The following is a 15087-nucleotide window of genomic DNA, read 5'->3' as shown; positions in this document are numbered from 1 at the left end:
GCCTGGTTTCACCACGGGCCCCGGCCCCGGAAACCCACCGAAGGACACACGTACGAGAGGGAACCCTGATGCGGGACGCGTACCACGAGGAACTGGACTCGATCGGCGACGGACTGGTGGAGATGGCCCGGCTGGTCGGATCGGCCATCGGGCGCGCCACGACGGCGATCCTCGACTCCGACCTCAAGCTGGCCGAGAACGTGATCGAGGCCGACCAGAAGGTCGACGAACTCCAGCACGACCTTGAGGCACGGGCGATAGCCCTGCTGGCCCGGCAGCAGCCGGTGGCCACCGACCTGCGTATCGTCGTCACGTCCCTGCGCATGTCGGCCGACCTGGAGCGGTCCGGCGACCTGGCGCAGCACGTGGCGAAGCTGGCCCGGCTGCGCTTCCCGGCGCGCGCGGTCCCGCACGACCTGCACGCCACCATCCTGGAGATGGGCCAGCTCGCGCAGCGGCTGATGGCGAAGGCCGCCGAGGTCATCATCACCAAGGACGTCGATCTGGCGCTCCAGCTGGAGCAGGACGACGACGAGATGGACCTCCTGCACCGCGCCCTGTTCCAGCACCTGATGGACGACCGCTGGAAGCACGGCATCGAGACCGCCGTGGACGTCACCCTGCTCGGCCGCTACTACGAGCGGTACGCCGACCACGCGGTCGCCGTCGCCAAGCGCGTGGTGTACCTGGTGACGGGCGAGCACGCGGACGAACTGCAGCCGGACATCCAGCCGGTGACGGGGGTCGAGGGAGCGTAGCCCTCCGGGGGTCGGGCCGGGGACAGGCGGCCCGGGAGCCGGCATCGGACGACCGGGCCGGGGTCGGTCCTGGCGCGCTCGCAGGCTCCCTGGCGCGGGCGCGGACGGTCCCGGCTCCTTCGGGGACACTCCTGGCTCGTTCGGGGGCGGGCCCCGGCTCGTACGGGGACGGCCCTGACTCCTTCGGGGCTCCCCGGCTCGTACGGGGATGCTCCTGGCTCCTTCGGGGACGGTCCCGGCTCGTGCGGGGACGGTCCCGGCTCGGGTGGTGGGCTTGCGGGGCTCGGATGTGTGCGCTTCCGATGTACGGGCGCCTCCGTGCGCCGTTGATGCGCCCGAGGGAACGGGCATGGAATGGGCAAAAGGCACCAGGCGCCAGCCTCTAGGCCTCCAGGAGGGACCCATGACCGAATCCCCCAGCACCATGCCCGACCCCACGCGGGAGCGCGAGACCGAACAGCCCGCCGAGATCAGGAACCTCCCGCTCATCGGCGCGTGCGGCTGCGGCTCGGGCTGCGGCTGTGGGTGCCAGTCGGGCAACCCCTGCCAGTGCGGCTGACGACAACCGTCGCTTCAGAAGGGCCCGGGTGACTTACCTCACCCGGGCCCTTCGGCGCACGCCGGCCGGGTAGGCCGGTCGCTCACAGCCGCGAGGCGGTCCCGCACCCGGCGTCGCCGGCCTCCCGCATGCGCGCGTCCATCGACGTGCTCCGGTCGTACGGGTCCACCTCGGGACCGTCTCCCGTACCCGCGCGGTCCGTGTCGAACCGGGGGGTGAGATAGCCGGTGAAGGTGTCGCAGCCGCCGTTGGCGGTGTCCACCTTGTAGGAGACGAGGGAGAACGTCCCCGGCTCGATGACCACCTTCGCCGGGTCGTCCCAGCTCATCACGACCTCGCGGCGCACAACGGTCCGCGTGACCTCGTCGCCTTCCGCCGCCGCGGGTGCGACCGGATAGACGTACGTGACGTCGGTGGACACCTCGACCGCGCCGCGCTCACCCTCCCGGTACGTGATCCGCCCCCGTGTCTTGACCACGTCCCCGACGAGCCGGACCTGCGCCGCATCGAACCGGCTGAACAGCAGCAGGGGATCGTTCTCGCGACTGGGCGCGCGGAACGCGGTCGCCAAGTAGTCCTGCACGTCCTGCTGATGCGGATTGATCAAGGCGATCGCCCTGTCCGGCCGCTCCCCGCGCAGCACGGCGGGACTCAGGCTGGACGCGACAAGGAAGTCCCGGGTCCTGTCGAGTGCCTGCGCGACCTGCTTCTTGGTCATCCAGCCGGTCGCCCGAGCCTCGGGCAGCCCGATCCCGGCCGTCCCGTCCCCCCACCGTGCAGCGGGCGACCCCTTGAACGGCCGTTCCAGAGTGGGCAGTTGGGCCGCTTCAGTCGGCGGCGGCTGGTCCGGACGCGCCGACTCCACGGCGAGCGGCGCGCCCTCGCCGCCGCCACCCCCGAACCAGCCGGTCAGCCGGCCCGGAGCCAGCGCCGCGGCCAGCAGACCGGCCGCGGCCAACAGGCCGACCACGTACCAGCCCTTGCCCCCTCGCCGCCGGGCCGGTCGGTGACCGCGCCACGGCTCCGGCGGGCCGGTCTCCTCCCGCAGCCGTCGCGCCACCATGCGGGCCCGCGCCGACGGCTCCTCCGGCGCGCCCGGCGCCCCGGCCTCGGCTTCCCGCAGGAAGCGCTCCCACTCCTCGTCCGATATGGACCCTTCACCCTTACCCACGAAGCGTTCCCCGCCCCCTGCTCATCTCCCGGTCCCTCCCCAGGACCACCCATCGCCCCGCATCATCACACAGCCCCACCCAACTCCCCGTTCCACCGCCCCACCGCCAACATCCGCCGCCGGCTTGCCCGGTGGATGCCCGGCTTCCCTATCGCGACCCCATCCAGAGTGACGGCGGTCATTGAAGGTCATACATGGTGGTCGCCAGTGCTGGGGTGCGGGTCATGACCGGGCTTCATAGTGTGGATCGGGAGAGCATTCGCTCAAGTGCCCAGGAGAAGCCGATGGCGGATGAACAGCTGGAGCAGTTGGCCACGGAGGCGTGGCTGTATGGGTACCCGCTGATGACGGCGGCCGTGTCCAGGGACGTCATGACAGCAGTCGCGACCCGTGACGATGATCGGCGCAAGGCTCCGGTCAACCAATTCTGCTACATGCGCCGTACCCCGGATGCTTCCTTCACCGAGGTCGTCTCCCCGAATGCCGACACCCTTTACTCCAGCGCATGGCTGGACCTCTCCGAAGAGCCGCTGGTGCTCAGCCTGCCCGACTTCGGGGACCGGTTCTGGATGGTGCCGATCCTCAGCGCCTGGTCCGATGTCTTCGCTGTCCCCGGCAAACGTCAGCACGGCTCGACGGCCGGCCCGTTCCTCCTGGCCGGGCCTTCCTGGTCCGGACAGGCCCCGGATGGCGTGACGCTGCTGCAATCGCCCACGGCCGTGAACTGGATCATCGCCCGGTATGCCACCGGCGGCCCATCGGACTACCCCGCCGTTCACCGCCTTCAGGACCGCACCCGGCTCATTCCTCTGTCGCAGTGGACCGGGAATCCCGACGACTACTCTCCGCCGAGTGACGTCCCTGTCGCGGCCCAAGTCGATACCACCACCGCGCCCGTCGACCAGGTCGACCATCTCAGCGGCCGGGAGTATTTCGCGCTCCTGAACCAGCTCATGGTCGACAATCCGCCTTCCCCCGCCGACGCCGCGTTCCTCGACCGCCTGACCCGGCTCGGCATCTCGCCCGGGGCGGCTCTCGACAGCCCGCCGGAGGAAGTGCTGGCCGCCCTGAACGCCGCAGCCGCCCGCGGCCCCAAGACGTTGCACGATCTCATGGCCCAGGCCGAGTCCCCCGGAAATCAGGTCAACGGATGGACCATTCATCGGGGCCTCGGCGACTACGGAACTGACTATGCCAAGCGGGCCATCGTCACCTGGGTCGGCTATGGCGCCAACCTTGACGTCGACGCGCTCTATCCGCACGCCACCACCGACGCGAGCGGAAAGCCCCTCGACGGCGCCAACCGCTACGTCCTGCACTTCGATGCGGGCCGGACTCCGCCTGTCCGGGGATTCTGGTCCCTGACGATGATGAACGATCGCCAGTTGTTCGTCGACAACCCCCTGGACCGTTACGCGATCGGCGACCGCAGCGGTATGCGCACCAACTCCGACGGTTCCCTGGACATCCACATCCAGCACGACACCCCCGGACCCGACCGCGAAAGCAACTGGCTCCCAGCGCCCGAAGGCAGCTTCAACCTCTTCCTGCGCCTCTACTGGCCCGAGGAGCCCGCCATCACCGGAGCCTGGGCCCCACCGCCGGTGCAACGCACCGGCTGAACCATGATCCCGGATCCATGCCATGGCCTCCGGAGGCATCCTCCTCCTCGCCATCATCATGCTCCTCTGACAGCCGCTTCCCTTGAGCACAACAGCCCCCACCAAAAAGCCCCCACCCCGCAAAGAACTCACAGGCCGGGGGCTCAAAAGGTGGACGCTTACTTCTTCTTGCCCTGGTTTTTGACGGCCTCGATGGCTGCTGCCGCTGCGGCCGGGTCGAGGTAGGTGCCGCCGGGGGTGAGGGGCTTGAAGTTCTGGTCGAGGTCGTAGGCCAGGGGGATGCCCGTGGGGATGTTCAGGCCCGCGATGTCGTCGTCCGAGATGCCGTCCAGGTGCTTGACCAGGGCGCGCAGGCTGTTGCCGTGGGCGGCGACCAGGACCGTGCGGCCCGCGAGCAGGTCCGGCACGATGCCGTCGTACCAGTAGGGGAGCATGCGGACGACGACGTCCTTCAGGCACTCCGTCTTCGGGCGCAGCTCCGGCGGGATGGACGCGTAGCGCGCGTCGTCCGCCTGGGAGAACTCCGCGCCGTCCGCCAGCGGGGGCGGCGGGGTGTCGTACGAGCGGCGCCACAGCATGAACTGCTCCTCGCCGAACTCGGCGAGCGTCTGCGCCTTGTCCTTGCCCTGGAGCGCACCGTAGTGGCGCTCGTTCAGGCGCCAGGAGCGGTGGACCGGGATCCAGTGGCGGTCGGCGGCCTCCAGCGCAAGCTGCGCGGTGCGGATCGCGCGCTTCTGGAGGGACGTGTGGACCACGTCGGGCAGCAGGCCGGCGTCCTTGAGCAGCTCACCGCCGCGGGTCGCCTCCTTCTCGCCCTTCTCGTTGAGGTTGACGTCCACCCAGCCGGTGAACAGGTTCTTCGCGTTCCACTCGCTCTCGCCGTGGCGGAGCAGGATCAGCTTGTACGGTGCGTCGGCCATGCCTCAGAGCGTAATCCACGCATTCGGCCCCCCGGGAAAGCGCCCGGAAGCCGGACGGTTGACGGCATCTGTTAATCGAGTGGCCCTCGCCGAAGACGCTCTCGTAAGTTGTGCCCAACGCTTGAGCCGCTTACATCCGGGGGGTCCGTCCATGTCCGTCGCCGCACTCAGACGCGCCGCCCGGCAGACCGTGTCCGGGCTGCCCCGCGAGTTCTGGTGGCTGTGGACCAGCACTCTCGTCAACCGGCTCGGCGGCTTCGTCGCCACATACATGGCGCTCTACCTGACCGTGAACGAGGGGTACAGCGCGTCGTACGCGGGTCTCGTCGCCTCGCTGCACGGGCTGGGCGGGGTGGTCTCCTCGCTCGGCGGCGGCGTGATGGCCGACCGGCTGGGGCGGCGGCCGACGCTGCTCATCGCGCAGTCGGCCACCGCCGCCTCGGTGGCGCTGCTCGGGTTCATGCGCGACCCCGTCGCCATCGCCGCCGTCGCGTTCCTCGTCGGCATGGCCTCCAACGCCTCGCGGCCCGCCGTGCAGGCGATGATGGCGGACATCGTCCGGCCCGAGGACCGGGTCCGGGCGTTCTCCCTGAACTACTGGGCCATCAACCTGGGCTTCGCCGTCTCCTCCATGGGCGCGGGCTTCATCGCCGAGGTCAGTTATCTGGCCGGCTTCCTGATCGAGGCGGCGATGACGGCCGTCTGCGCGGTCGTCGTGTTCGTCAAGCTGCCCGAGTCGCGGCCGGTCCGGGTCGGCGAGCAGGGCGGCCAGGGCCCCAAGGACGAGGTGAGTCTGCGGACCGTGCTGCGCGACGGGCGGTTCATGGCCGTCGTCGGGCTGTCCTTCCTGGTCGCGGTGGTCTTCCAGCAGGGCGCGGTCGGACTGCCGGTGGCGATGGGCTCGGCCGGGTTCTCGCCCGCCGACTACGGCATGGCGATCGCCGTCAACGGTGTGCTGATCGTCGCCCTGCAGATCCCCGTGACCCGCTTCATCGAGCACCGGGACCCGCGGCGGCTGCTCGTGATCTCCTCGCTGATCGCCGGGTACGGCTTCGGGCTCACCGCGTTCGCCGGGTCGGTCGGTGTGTACGCGCTCACCGTATGCGTGTGGACGCTGGCCGAGATCGTGAACGCGCCCACCCAGACGGGTCTGGTGGTGCGTCTGTCGCCGGTGCACGGACGCGGTCGCTACCAGGGCATGTACACCCTGTCCTGGTCCGTCGCGGCGCTGGTCGCGCCCCTGATGTCCGGCCTGGTCATCGACCGCTTCGGCGCGGAGTGGCTGTGGGGGATGTGCGCCCTCGTCGGTACGGCCGCGGCCCTCGGGTACGGGCTGCTGATGCGGCGGCTGCCCGCCGAACGGACCGCGCCGCCCTCCCCCGCGCCCAACGGCAGCGAACCCGAGGTCCGGGCGGCCTGATCCGCACACCGGGGCCGTCGCGCGTCACGAGCGAACCCGAGGTCCGCGCGGGATCTGCACACCGGGGCCGTCGCGCGTCACGGGTGCATCCGTGCCCCCTTCAGCACCTTGTCGACCGCGTTGCGCGGCCCGTACACCGCGAGTCCCACGAGGTCCAGTTCCGCCGTGGGCACCGCCCGGACGGCCGCCCGGTTGTCCCGGTCGTTGCCCGTGGTGAAGAGGTCCGAGGTGAACAGGGCCCGGGGCAGCGCGCGGGTCAGGGCCCGGCCGTGGGCGGTGGTCAGCGTCTCCTTGGTGCCCTCGAAGACCAGGACCGGCTGGCGGAACATGGGCAGGTAGGGCACGCCGTCCGCGTCCTCGTAGGGCTCCCCGATCACCTCGGGCGCCTGCGCGCCGAGGCCGCTGACCAGGAACGCGGTGACGTTCAGGCGCTGCCAGGGCTCCAGGTCGGCGCGGAGCAGTACGGCGATCTTGGTGTCGAAACGGACGGGTTCCGGGCTCTGCGTGCTCATGCAGTGAGCCTGCCCGGCGGCCCGGGATGCCGTCTTGTACGTTCTTTGCATGGCCGTGCGTCCGGAAGTCTCCGCCTGGCGCCCGCGGGTCCCGGGTGTCGTGGAGGTCTTCCATGCGCGTTTCACCGAGTACGCATATCCGATGCACGTCCACCAGGCGTGGACACTGCTGATCGTCGACGACGGCGCCGTCCGCTACGACCTGGACCGGCACGAGCACGGCACCCCGCACGACACGGTCTCGCTGCTGCCGCCGCACGTCCCGCACAACGGCTCCCCCGCCACCCCGCACGGCTTCCGCAAGCGCGTCCTCTACCTTGACGCCTCGCGGCTCGGCGACGATCTGATCGGCCCCGCGGTCGACGGCCCCGACCTGCGTGATCCGCTGCTGCGGCGGCGCGTCGGACAGGTGCACGGCGCGCTCGCGCGGCCGGGCGACGAACTGGAGGCGGAGAGCCGGCTGACGCTCGTCGAGGAGCGGCTGCGGGCCCATCTGCGGCCCCGGGTCGGGGCGGCGCCGGTCCGGCGGGATCCCGCGCTGGCCCGTTCCCTGCGGGAGTTGCTCGACGAGCGGATCGCGCACGGCATCGGTCTTGAGGAGGCGGCGCGGCTGCTGTACGCCCATCCGGCGCATCTGGTGCGGGCGTTCAGCTCCGCCTACGGGATCGCGCCGCACCAGTACCTGATGTCACGCCGGGTCGAGCGCGCCCGTCGGCTGCTGCTCGACGGGCGGGCGGCGGGCGAGGTGGCCTCGGTGACCGGCTTCTACGACCAGGCCCATCTGACCCGGCACTTCAAGCGGCTGGTGGGCGTCACCCCGGGGCGCTACCGGCTCAGCGCGCGCTGAGCGTCGTACGGAGCGCTTCGGGCGGTCAGTCGGCCGGGCGTTGAGTCAGGTGAGTGAACGCGTCCAGGTTCCGGGTGGATTCGCCCCGGGAGACCCGCCAGGCGTACTCCTTGCGGATCGCGGAGGCGAAGCCGAGTTCCAGGAGCGTGTTGAAGCTGCCGTCCGCGGCCTCCAGGACCTGGCCGAGCAGGCGGTCGGTCTCCTCGGCGGTGACGGAGGACAGCGGCAGCCGGGCGGTGACGTAGATGTCGCCGAGCGGGTCGACGGCGTAACTCACGCCGTACAGCTTGAGGTTGCGCTCCAGGAGCCAGCGGTGGACGGCCGCCTCGTTCTCGTCGGGGTGGCGGATCACGAACGCGTTGAGCGAGAGGGAGTGCCGGCCGACGATGAGCGAGACCGTCGTCGACAGCTTGCGGGTGCCGGGGAGCTTGACCACGTAGGTGCCGGACTCGGGGCTCTCCCACTCCAGTTCGGCGTCCTTCAGCGCATCCTCGATGACCTGCGCCGCCCGCTGCTGCTGTGAAGCCTCACCCATGGGGCGAGCGTACGCGACGGCGGTGCGCCTGGGTCGCGGCCGTGTAGACGTCGGCGGTGGCGGCGGCCGCGGTGTCCCAGCCGAAGGACAGCGCGTGCCGGGCCGCGGCGGCGCCCATACGGGCGGACAGCGTCGGGTCCTCGGCGAAGCGGCGCAGCACGCGCGCGTAGTCGGCCGGGTCGTGGCCGGGCACCAGGAAGCCGGTCTCGCCGTCGCGCACCGCGACCGGAAGCCCGCCGACCGAGGCCGCGAGCACGGGCGTGCCGGCCGCCTGCGCCTCTATCGCGACCAGCCCGAAGGACTCGCTGTACGACGGCACGACCAGCACCGAGGCGGCCCGGAACCAGTCGGCGAGCCGCTCCTGGCCGACGGGCGGACGGAACCGCACGACATCGGCGATGCCGAGGCGGGCGGCGAGTTTCTGCAGCCCCTCGGGCTTGGCGAGGCCGCTGCCGCTGGGGCCGCCGACCACCGGCACGACGATCCGCGACCGCAGCCGGGGGCACTCGTCGAGGAGGACGGCCACGGCGCGCAGCAGCACGTCGGGGGCCTTCAGGGGCTGTATGCGGCCCGCGAACAACGGCACCAGGGCGTCCTGCGGCAGGCCGAGGCGGGCACGGGCGGCGGCGCGGCCGTCGGCCGGCAGGAAGCGCTCCAGGTTCACGCCGGGGTGGACCACGGCGACCCTCGCCGGGTCGGCGGCGTAGTGCCGCGCGAGTTCGCCCGCCTCCTCGGCCGTGTTGGCGATCAGCCGGTCGGCGGCGGTGACGATCTGCATCTCGCCGATGACCCGGGCGGCGGGCTCGGGGGTGTCGCCCTCGGCCAGATTGGCGTTCTTGACCTTGGCCATGGTGTGCATGGCGTGCACCAGGGGCACGCCCCAGCGCTGGGCGGCGAGCCAGCCGACGTGGCCGGAGAGCCAGTAGTGGGAGTGGACCAGGTCGTAGTGGCCGGGGCGGTGGCCCGCCCACGCCTGCATCACACCATGGGTGAAGGCGCACAGCTGGGCCGGGAGGTCCTCCTTCGCCAGGCCCTCGTAGGGGCCCGCGTCGACGTGCCGGACGAGCACGCCGGGGGCGAGCTGGACCGTCGGCGGGAGGCCGCCCGCGGTGGCCCGGGTGAAGATCTCCACCTCGATGTTGATCGCGGCGAGGCGCTGCGCCAGCTCCACGATGTAGACGTTCATACCGCCGGCGTCGCCGGTGCCCGGCTGGTGGAGCGGTGAGGTGTGCACGGAGAGCATGGCCACGCGGCGGGGTCTGCGGTGCAGTCGCAGCCGCGGGGGCGTGGCCGGTGAGCGACGCCCGAGCCTGCTGACGTACTGGCTCACGTGGCGTTCCTCCTCGTCGCGGGCATGCCGTTCGCAGGACGTGGTACGCCCTCCAAGGTGGTGCAACAGCGGAGGGGGCAGCTCCATTTCCGGATCATTTTCCCGATCACAGGCTTTACTCAACCATTACCCGTGATCGCTCAACCGTTCGATACCGGAATGCGTGGGGCACCCGCGGCGCCCTACTCTCGTACGCATGACAGCCCGCGCCGCCGCCCTCCCCCGCCCTCGGCTTCGCTCAAGCGGGGGCGCCCCCGTCGTGGGAACGGTGACACGCGGAACCACCAATCCGAACCGTCTGCGCCGCATGGACCGCTGGATCGCCGCCACGCACGGCGCCGAACTGCGGCGCGCCGCCGACCCGTTGGCCGTCGACCTCGGCTACGGGGCCGCACCCTGGACCGCCGTCGAACTGCTCGGCCGGCTGCGCGCCGTCGCACCCCGCGCACAGGTGGTCGGCGTCGAGATCGAACCGGCCCGGGTCGCGGCGGCCAAGCCGTACGAGCGCGCCGGGCTGCGCTTCCGGCACGGCGGCTTCGAGGTCCCCGTGCCACGGCGCCCGCACCTCATCCGAGCCGCCAATGTACTGCGCCAGTACGACGAGGCCGAGGTGGCCGACGTCTGGACGCGGCTGTGCGCGCGGCTCGCCCCGGCCGACGGCCGCTCCCGCGGCGGGCTGCTCGTCGAGGGCACCTGCGACGAGATCGGACGCCGGCACGTGTGGGTGGCGCTCGGCCCGGAAGGCCCGCGGACGGTCACCTTCGCGACCCGGCTCGGCACCCTGGAGCGCCCGTCCGACCTCGCCGAACGCCTCCCGAAGGCGCTCATCCACCGCAATGTGCCCGGCGAGCCGGTGCACGCCTTCCTGCGCGACTTCGACCGCGCCTGGGCCGCCGCCGCGCCCTACGCCGCCTACGGCGCCCGGCAGCGCTGGATCCGAGCGGTACGGGACCTGACGACCGACTGGCCGGTGACGGACTCACCACCGCGCTGGCGCCAGGGCGAAGTGACCCTGAAATGGGCGGCGTTGGCACCCCGGGGGTAGAGGACGACGGCATTACGGCACCAAGCGCGCACCGGCACACCGGGGTTGGGCCCGCGCGGGCAGCAGCGCACTGGACCACATCGACGTCCCCCTGTAGTAGCAGGGCGCCGGGGACCCAGGGGTAGGACGCATTGACACCCCGGGGTCGGGCGGAACACGTATCGCCCTCTCCGGGCTCGACAGGGGCGGCCGGACTCCGACGCCCCTCCGGGGGCAGCGGGCTTGAGGGCTGCGGCGCCCCAGGGCCGGAGGGTGGGGCGCGTAATCGACATCTCCGGGGTCAGCAGGGGCGGCCGGGCCTCGATGCCCCTCGGGGCAGGGAGCTTGGGGCGGCGGCGCCCCGGGGGCGGGGGCGGGCGGGTGTCGGTTGGCCTGGGGGCAGGGGCGTTAAGGCCCAGGGTTGGGGGTGGGGCGCGTATCGGCCGGGCGGTGGCGGTAGTCGGTATGAACAGCCGATAGTCCTCATCCGCCGCCTGCCGAAGGTCATCAACACAGCGCCAAGCTGCCCAAGTTCCGCGCGCCGTGACCCGATGCAACCGAAGGTGCGCGGCACTATGCGTGGTGAGGAACGATCTACGTGAGTCGTTCGTCACAAAGGCGGGAGATCGTCGTGATCGAGCGGGAAAGAGGGCAGGACTCGCCAAGTACCCCTCTGTCGCTTTACGCCGCGACATGGCACGATCCCCCATGCGCACAAGTTACTGACGGTAAATCAGTTTGGGGGCATGGTATGGAACCGGGCAAGCGCGGCCTGACCATGACGGCAGTGGCCGTTGTCTGCGCAATCACCGTGCTGGCGGCGCCCGGCCCGGCGTTCGCGAACCCCTCGCCCACGCCGTCCCCCACCGCCTCGCCGTCGAACGCCCCGAGCCTTCCGCCCAACAAGGACCTGGAGGCCGTCCATAAGAAGCTCGACAGGCTCTACCACGACGCGGCGGTGGCCACCGACGCCTACAACGCGGCCGAGGAGAAGGCGAAGGAGCAGTCCACCGAGATCGTCGAGCTGGCCCGGAAGATCGTCCAAGGCCAGCGCAGACTGGACGACTTGAAGGACCGCGCGGGCGCCGCGGCGCGCGCCCAGTACCGCACCGGGGGGCTGCCGCCGGAGGCCCGGCTGATGCTGAGCGACGACCCGCAGCAGTTCCTGAACGGCGCGGGACGGGTGCTCCAGGGCCAGCGGGCCACCAAGGGCCTGATCGGTGAAATGACCCGCACCCAGCATGACTTGGAGCAGTACGCGAAGGACGCCTCCGCCCAGTGGGAGAAGCTGGAGGCGGGCCGCAAGGCGAAGGCCGCCGCCAAGAAGAAGATCAAGCAGCAGATCGCCGCCGCGGAGAAGCTGGAATCCCAGCTGGAGAAGCAGGAGAAGAAGCGGCTGGCCGAACTGGAACGGCAGGCCGCGTACCAGGCGCAGACCGCCTGGCTCGACACCGGGATACTCAAGGAGATCACCGGCAAGGCGTCCACGCCGGGCAAGAAGGCCGTCGCGTTCGCCTCGGCCCAGCTCGGCAAGCCCTATGAGTGGGGCGCCGAGGGCCCGGACACGTTCGACTGCTCGGGCCTGACCTCACAGGCATGGGCGGCGGCCGGCCGACCCGTCCCCCGCACCTCGCAGGAGCAGTGGAAGCAGCTCCAGCACATCGAGGTCGCGGACATGCGCCCCGGCGACCTCATCATCTACTTCGACGACGCCAGCCACGTCGGGATGTACGTGGGCGACGGCGCGATCGTCCACGCCCCCCGCCCCGGACGGACGGTGACGATCGCGGGAGCGGGCACGATGCCGATCCTGGGCGTGGTACGACCGGACGCGTGAGGCGCCGGGCACGTGAGCCCGTATACGAGGGGCGCCCGCACGTGAGCCCGTATGCGAGGGGCGCCCGCACGTGAACCCGTATGCAGGGGGCGCCGGGCACGTAAGCCGGGCGCAAAGGATTCCAGGCGCGTGAGGCCGGATTCGAGGGGCGCCGGGCGCGTGCGCGGGGGCAGGGGACGGATGCCGGCCGTGGCGTGAAGGGGAGCGTGACGCGGGCCATGTGACCCAGCGCACGCCCAGCAAACCCCGGCGGGACGTGAGCTTCGTCATTCCGACGGTACCGCCACCGTGTCCAACTGCGGTACGGAACGCGGCATATGACAGTGGCCTGAGGCGGAGCGACGCGGCTCACACCATTCCGTTGCGGTGGCCAGTACCGCTATGGTCCCCGTCGGGTGGGTCGAGGTCCCTCGCCCCGCCGCGCCCTCGGGGGGAGGGAAGGAACCCAACACCATGCCCGTACCCGTACCGCGGCAGAGAGCCATCCCGGCCGTGGAGAGTGGTCAGGCGCAGGCCGGGTCGGCGGTCGGCGGCCCCCTCAAGGAAGAGGCCGACCGAAGGGAAGCCGGCGCCCCGGCCTCGGCCGGCACCAGCCTGACCCTGCTGCTGATCGAGGACGATCCGGCCGGTTCGCCGATCGTGCCCGAACTGCTGGACTCGGCCGGCAAGCCGATCCGCGTCCGCACCGCCCGCAACCTCACCGAGGCCGGACGGCTGCTCACCGACGACGTCCACTGCATCCTGCTGGACCTCGCGCTCCCGGCGCCCGGCCGGTCCGGCGACGGTGACGACGACGAGCTGGCCGTGCTCAAGCACGTCCTGGAACTCGCACCCCGGCACGCCGTCCTCGCCCTGACCGCGTCCAACGACGCCGAGCGCGGCGCCGAGGCGGTGCGCGTGGGCGCCCAGGACTACCTCGTCCGGGACGAACTGGACGGGCGGCTGCTGAGCCGGGCCATCCGCTACGCGGTGGAGCGCAAGCGTTCCGAATCGGCCGAGCGGCGACTCGCCGAGGGGCGGGTGCGCGCCCAGGAGAACCGCCGTCTGGAGCGCGGCCTGCTGCCGACGCCCCTGCTGGAGGGCTCGTCCCTGCGCTTCGCCGCGCGCTACCGCCCCGGCCGCTCGCGCGCGCTGCTCGGCGGTGACTTCTACGACACCGTACGCACGCCCGACGGCACGGTGCACGCCATGATCGGCGACGTCAGCGGGCACGGCCCCGACGAGGCCGCGCTCGGTGTGGAGCTGCGCATAGCGTGGCGGGCGCTGACGCTGGCCGGACTGTGCGGCGACGAACTGCTCGGCACGCTCCAGCAGGTGCTGGAGCACGAGCGCTCGGACGAGGAGATCTTCGCGACGCTGTGCACGGTGGACATCTCCCCCGACGGCCGCTGGGCGGGCCTGTGCCTGGCCGGCCACCCCTCCCCGCTGCTCGCCCGCCCGGACTGCCCGGCCCGGCTGCTGCCGTATGACAACAACGGCCCCGCACTCGGTCTGCTCCACGGCGCCCGCTGGCCGCGCATGCAGGTGGAGCTGGGTGCGGAGTGGAGCCTGATGCTCTACACCGACGGTCTGATCGAGGGCCGGATCGGCAAGGGCGGGGAGCGCCTCGGACAGGACGGGATGGTGCGCATGATCCGCCGCCAGTTCGCCGAGGGCCTGCGCGGCGAGAACCTGCTGCGGGCCGCGGTCCACGAGGTCCGCGACCTCAACGGCGGAGAACTGACGGACGACGTGGCGGTGCTCCTGCTGGACCGAACGCCACAGCCGTAACGGCGACCCCGGGCGGCGCGTGGCCTACGTGGCGTTCGTGCCTGCCGCGGCAGCGCCCCGGTTCCCTTTGTGGCCGGCGTGGCGGTGCCAGGACCGCAACTGCCTTGGTGTCGCCGCCGTCGTGCGGCAACACACCCGTGCGGGCGCCCAGGACCGTGGTGGGCGGCGGTCATGGCGCGGACGGGTCAGCCGGAAGGCTCGGCGGTCGCGGTCCCCGGCTGCCGGGTTGCTGGGCGGCCGGGATGCTCAGCGGCCGGGTTGCTGGGCGGCCAGGGTGCTGGCCGGCCGGGGTGCTGGCCGGCCGGGGTGCTGGCCGGCCGGGGTGCTGGCCGGCCGGGGTGCTGGCCGGCCGGGGTGCGTCGGGACGCGATGGTCAGCGGCCGCCGTTGTACGGGCCGTACGGGCCGTCGCTGCTGCTTCCGCCACGGCGGCGGCCCCAGCCGCTGCCGCCCGACACCTGCTTGAGCGCGGGCCGCACATCCACGATGTAGACGATGCTCGCGATCACACCGATGACCGGCAGGAACGACAGGATCGAGAACAGGTAGCTCACCACCAGCGCGATGGCGAGGATGATCAGCCAGAACACCTTGTTCTGCTTGTCGGCCGCGCGGAAGGCGTCCTCACGGCGGAACGCCGCGTCGAACAGCCCGAACGCGGCCAGGGCCATCAGGACGATCTTCAACAGCCCCAGGAACCCCGCGAAGCCCAACATCAGCATGTCGCCCACCGCCCGTTTCTTCCCGACTCCTACGCGGCAACCGTACCCGTACAACGGGCCG

The 15087-nt window shown here is 71.6% G+C and carries 14 protein-coding genes; 8 read left to right on the top strand and 6 right to left on the bottom strand.

Features of this window, described 5'->3' with window-relative positions; genetic code table 11:
* Positions 1–68 precede the first annotated feature (68 nt).
* Positions 69–758, top strand: coding sequence for a phosphate signaling complex protein PhoU (phoU, locus tag ACFYTE_RS22435; protein WP_388713069.1), 690 nt, complete (start codon positions 69–71; stop codon positions 756–758).
* 403 nt (positions 759–1161) lie between these two features.
* Positions 1162–1317 carry a hypothetical protein gene (locus ACFYTE_RS22430; RefSeq protein WP_388713066.1) on the top strand — a complete coding sequence of 52 codons (156 nt, stop codon included), beginning with the start codon at positions 1162–1164 and terminating at the stop codon, positions 1315–1317.
* Positions 1318–1399: 82 nt separating this feature from the next.
* Here ACFYTE_RS22430 and ACFYTE_RS22425 read toward each other — a convergent pair whose 3' ends face one another.
* On the bottom strand, positions 1400–2488 hold the full coding sequence (locus ACFYTE_RS22425; protein ID WP_388713063.1) for a hypothetical protein: 1089 nt from the start codon (positions 2486–2488) through the stop codon (positions 1400–1402).
* A gap of 194 nt (positions 2489–2682) precedes the next feature.
* Here ACFYTE_RS22425 and ACFYTE_RS22420 point away from each other — a divergent pair, with 194 nt between their 5' ends.
* Positions 2683–4110 (top strand): DUF1254 domain-containing protein, encoded by a 1428-nt coding sequence (locus ACFYTE_RS22420; protein ID WP_388713060.1) that lies wholly within the window; start codon positions 2683–2685, stop codon positions 4108–4110.
* Between the two features lie 158 nt (positions 4111–4268).
* Here the strand turns inward: ACFYTE_RS22420 and ACFYTE_RS22415 are convergent, their stop codons facing one another.
* On the bottom strand, positions 4269–5030 hold the full coding sequence (locus ACFYTE_RS22415; RefSeq protein WP_388713058.1) for a phosphoglyceromutase: 762 nt from the start codon (positions 5028–5030) through the stop codon (positions 4269–4271).
* A 151-nt stretch (positions 5031–5181) separates the two neighbouring features.
* Here ACFYTE_RS22415 and ACFYTE_RS22410 point away from each other — a divergent pair, with 151 nt between their 5' ends.
* A complete protein-coding gene (locus ACFYTE_RS22410) occupies positions 5182–6450 on the top strand; it encodes an MDR family MFS transporter (protein WP_388713055.1) in 1269 nt (422 codons plus the stop codon).
* Between the two features lie 77 nt (positions 6451–6527).
* On the opposite strand, the gene ACFYTE_RS22405 is transcribed toward ACFYTE_RS22410, so the two are convergent.
* The gene (locus ACFYTE_RS22405; protein ID WP_351734794.1) at positions 6528–6962 is read right to left on the bottom strand and encodes a DUF2000 domain-containing protein; all 435 of its coding nucleotides are present in this window, start codon (positions 6960–6962) and stop codon (positions 6528–6530) included.
* Positions 6963–7011: 49 nt separating this feature from the next.
* On the opposite strand from ACFYTE_RS22405, the gene ACFYTE_RS22400 reads away from it, so the two are divergent.
* Positions 7012–7809, top strand: a complete 798-nt coding sequence (locus ACFYTE_RS22400) for an AraC family transcriptional regulator (RefSeq protein ID WP_388713052.1) — start codon at positions 7012–7014, stop codon at positions 7807–7809.
* Between the two features lie 25 nt (positions 7810–7834).
* Here the strand turns inward: ACFYTE_RS22400 and ACFYTE_RS22395 are convergent, their stop codons facing one another.
* Both ACFYTE_RS22395 and mshA read right to left on the bottom strand, forming a co-directional pair.
* Complete coding sequence (locus tag ACFYTE_RS22395; protein ID WP_388713050.1) at positions 7835–8344, bottom strand: YbjN domain-containing protein; 510 nt, start codon at positions 8342–8344, stop codon at positions 7835–7837.
* Positions 8337–9674 carry a D-inositol-3-phosphate glycosyltransferase gene (gene mshA, locus ACFYTE_RS22390; RefSeq protein WP_388713429.1) on the bottom strand — a complete coding sequence of 446 codons (1338 nt, stop codon included), beginning with the start codon at positions 9672–9674 and terminating at the stop codon, positions 8337–8339. Before mshA ends, ACFYTE_RS22395 begins: the two co-directional genes overlap by 8 nt.
* A gap of 196 nt (positions 9675–9870) precedes the next feature.
* Between mshA and ACFYTE_RS22385 the strand changes: the two genes are divergently transcribed.
* From ACFYTE_RS22385 to ACFYTE_RS22375, 3 genes are all read left to right on the top strand, one after another.
* Positions 9871–10719, top strand: coding sequence for a class I SAM-dependent methyltransferase (locus tag ACFYTE_RS22385; RefSeq protein WP_388713048.1), 849 nt, complete (start codon positions 9871–9873; stop codon positions 10717–10719).
* 730 nt (positions 10720–11449) lie between these two features.
* A complete protein-coding gene (locus ACFYTE_RS22380) occupies positions 11450–12535 on the top strand; it encodes an NlpC/P60 family protein (RefSeq protein ID WP_388713045.1) in 1086 nt (361 codons plus the stop codon).
* A gap of 453 nt (positions 12536–12988) precedes the next feature.
* On the top strand, positions 12989–14305 hold the full coding sequence (locus ACFYTE_RS22375; protein WP_388713043.1) for a PP2C family protein-serine/threonine phosphatase: 1317 nt from the start codon (positions 12989–12991) through the stop codon (positions 14303–14305).
* A 373-nt stretch (positions 14306–14678) separates the two neighbouring features.
* Here the strand turns inward: ACFYTE_RS22375 and ACFYTE_RS22370 are convergent, their stop codons facing one another.
* Positions 14679–15026 (bottom strand): DUF2516 family protein, encoded by a 348-nt coding sequence (locus ACFYTE_RS22370; protein WP_351734894.1) that lies wholly within the window; start codon positions 15024–15026, stop codon positions 14679–14681.
* Between the last annotated feature and the right edge of the window lie 61 nt (positions 15027–15087).

This window comes from Streptomyces sp. NPDC004629 (assembly GCF_042873595.1).
In the GTDB taxonomy this organism is placed as follows: domain Bacteria; phylum Actinomycetota; class Actinomycetes; order Streptomycetales; family Streptomycetaceae; genus Streptomyces.
The sequence above is the reverse complement of the archived record's forward strand: the minus strand, read 5'-3'. Positions and strand labels throughout refer to the sequence as shown.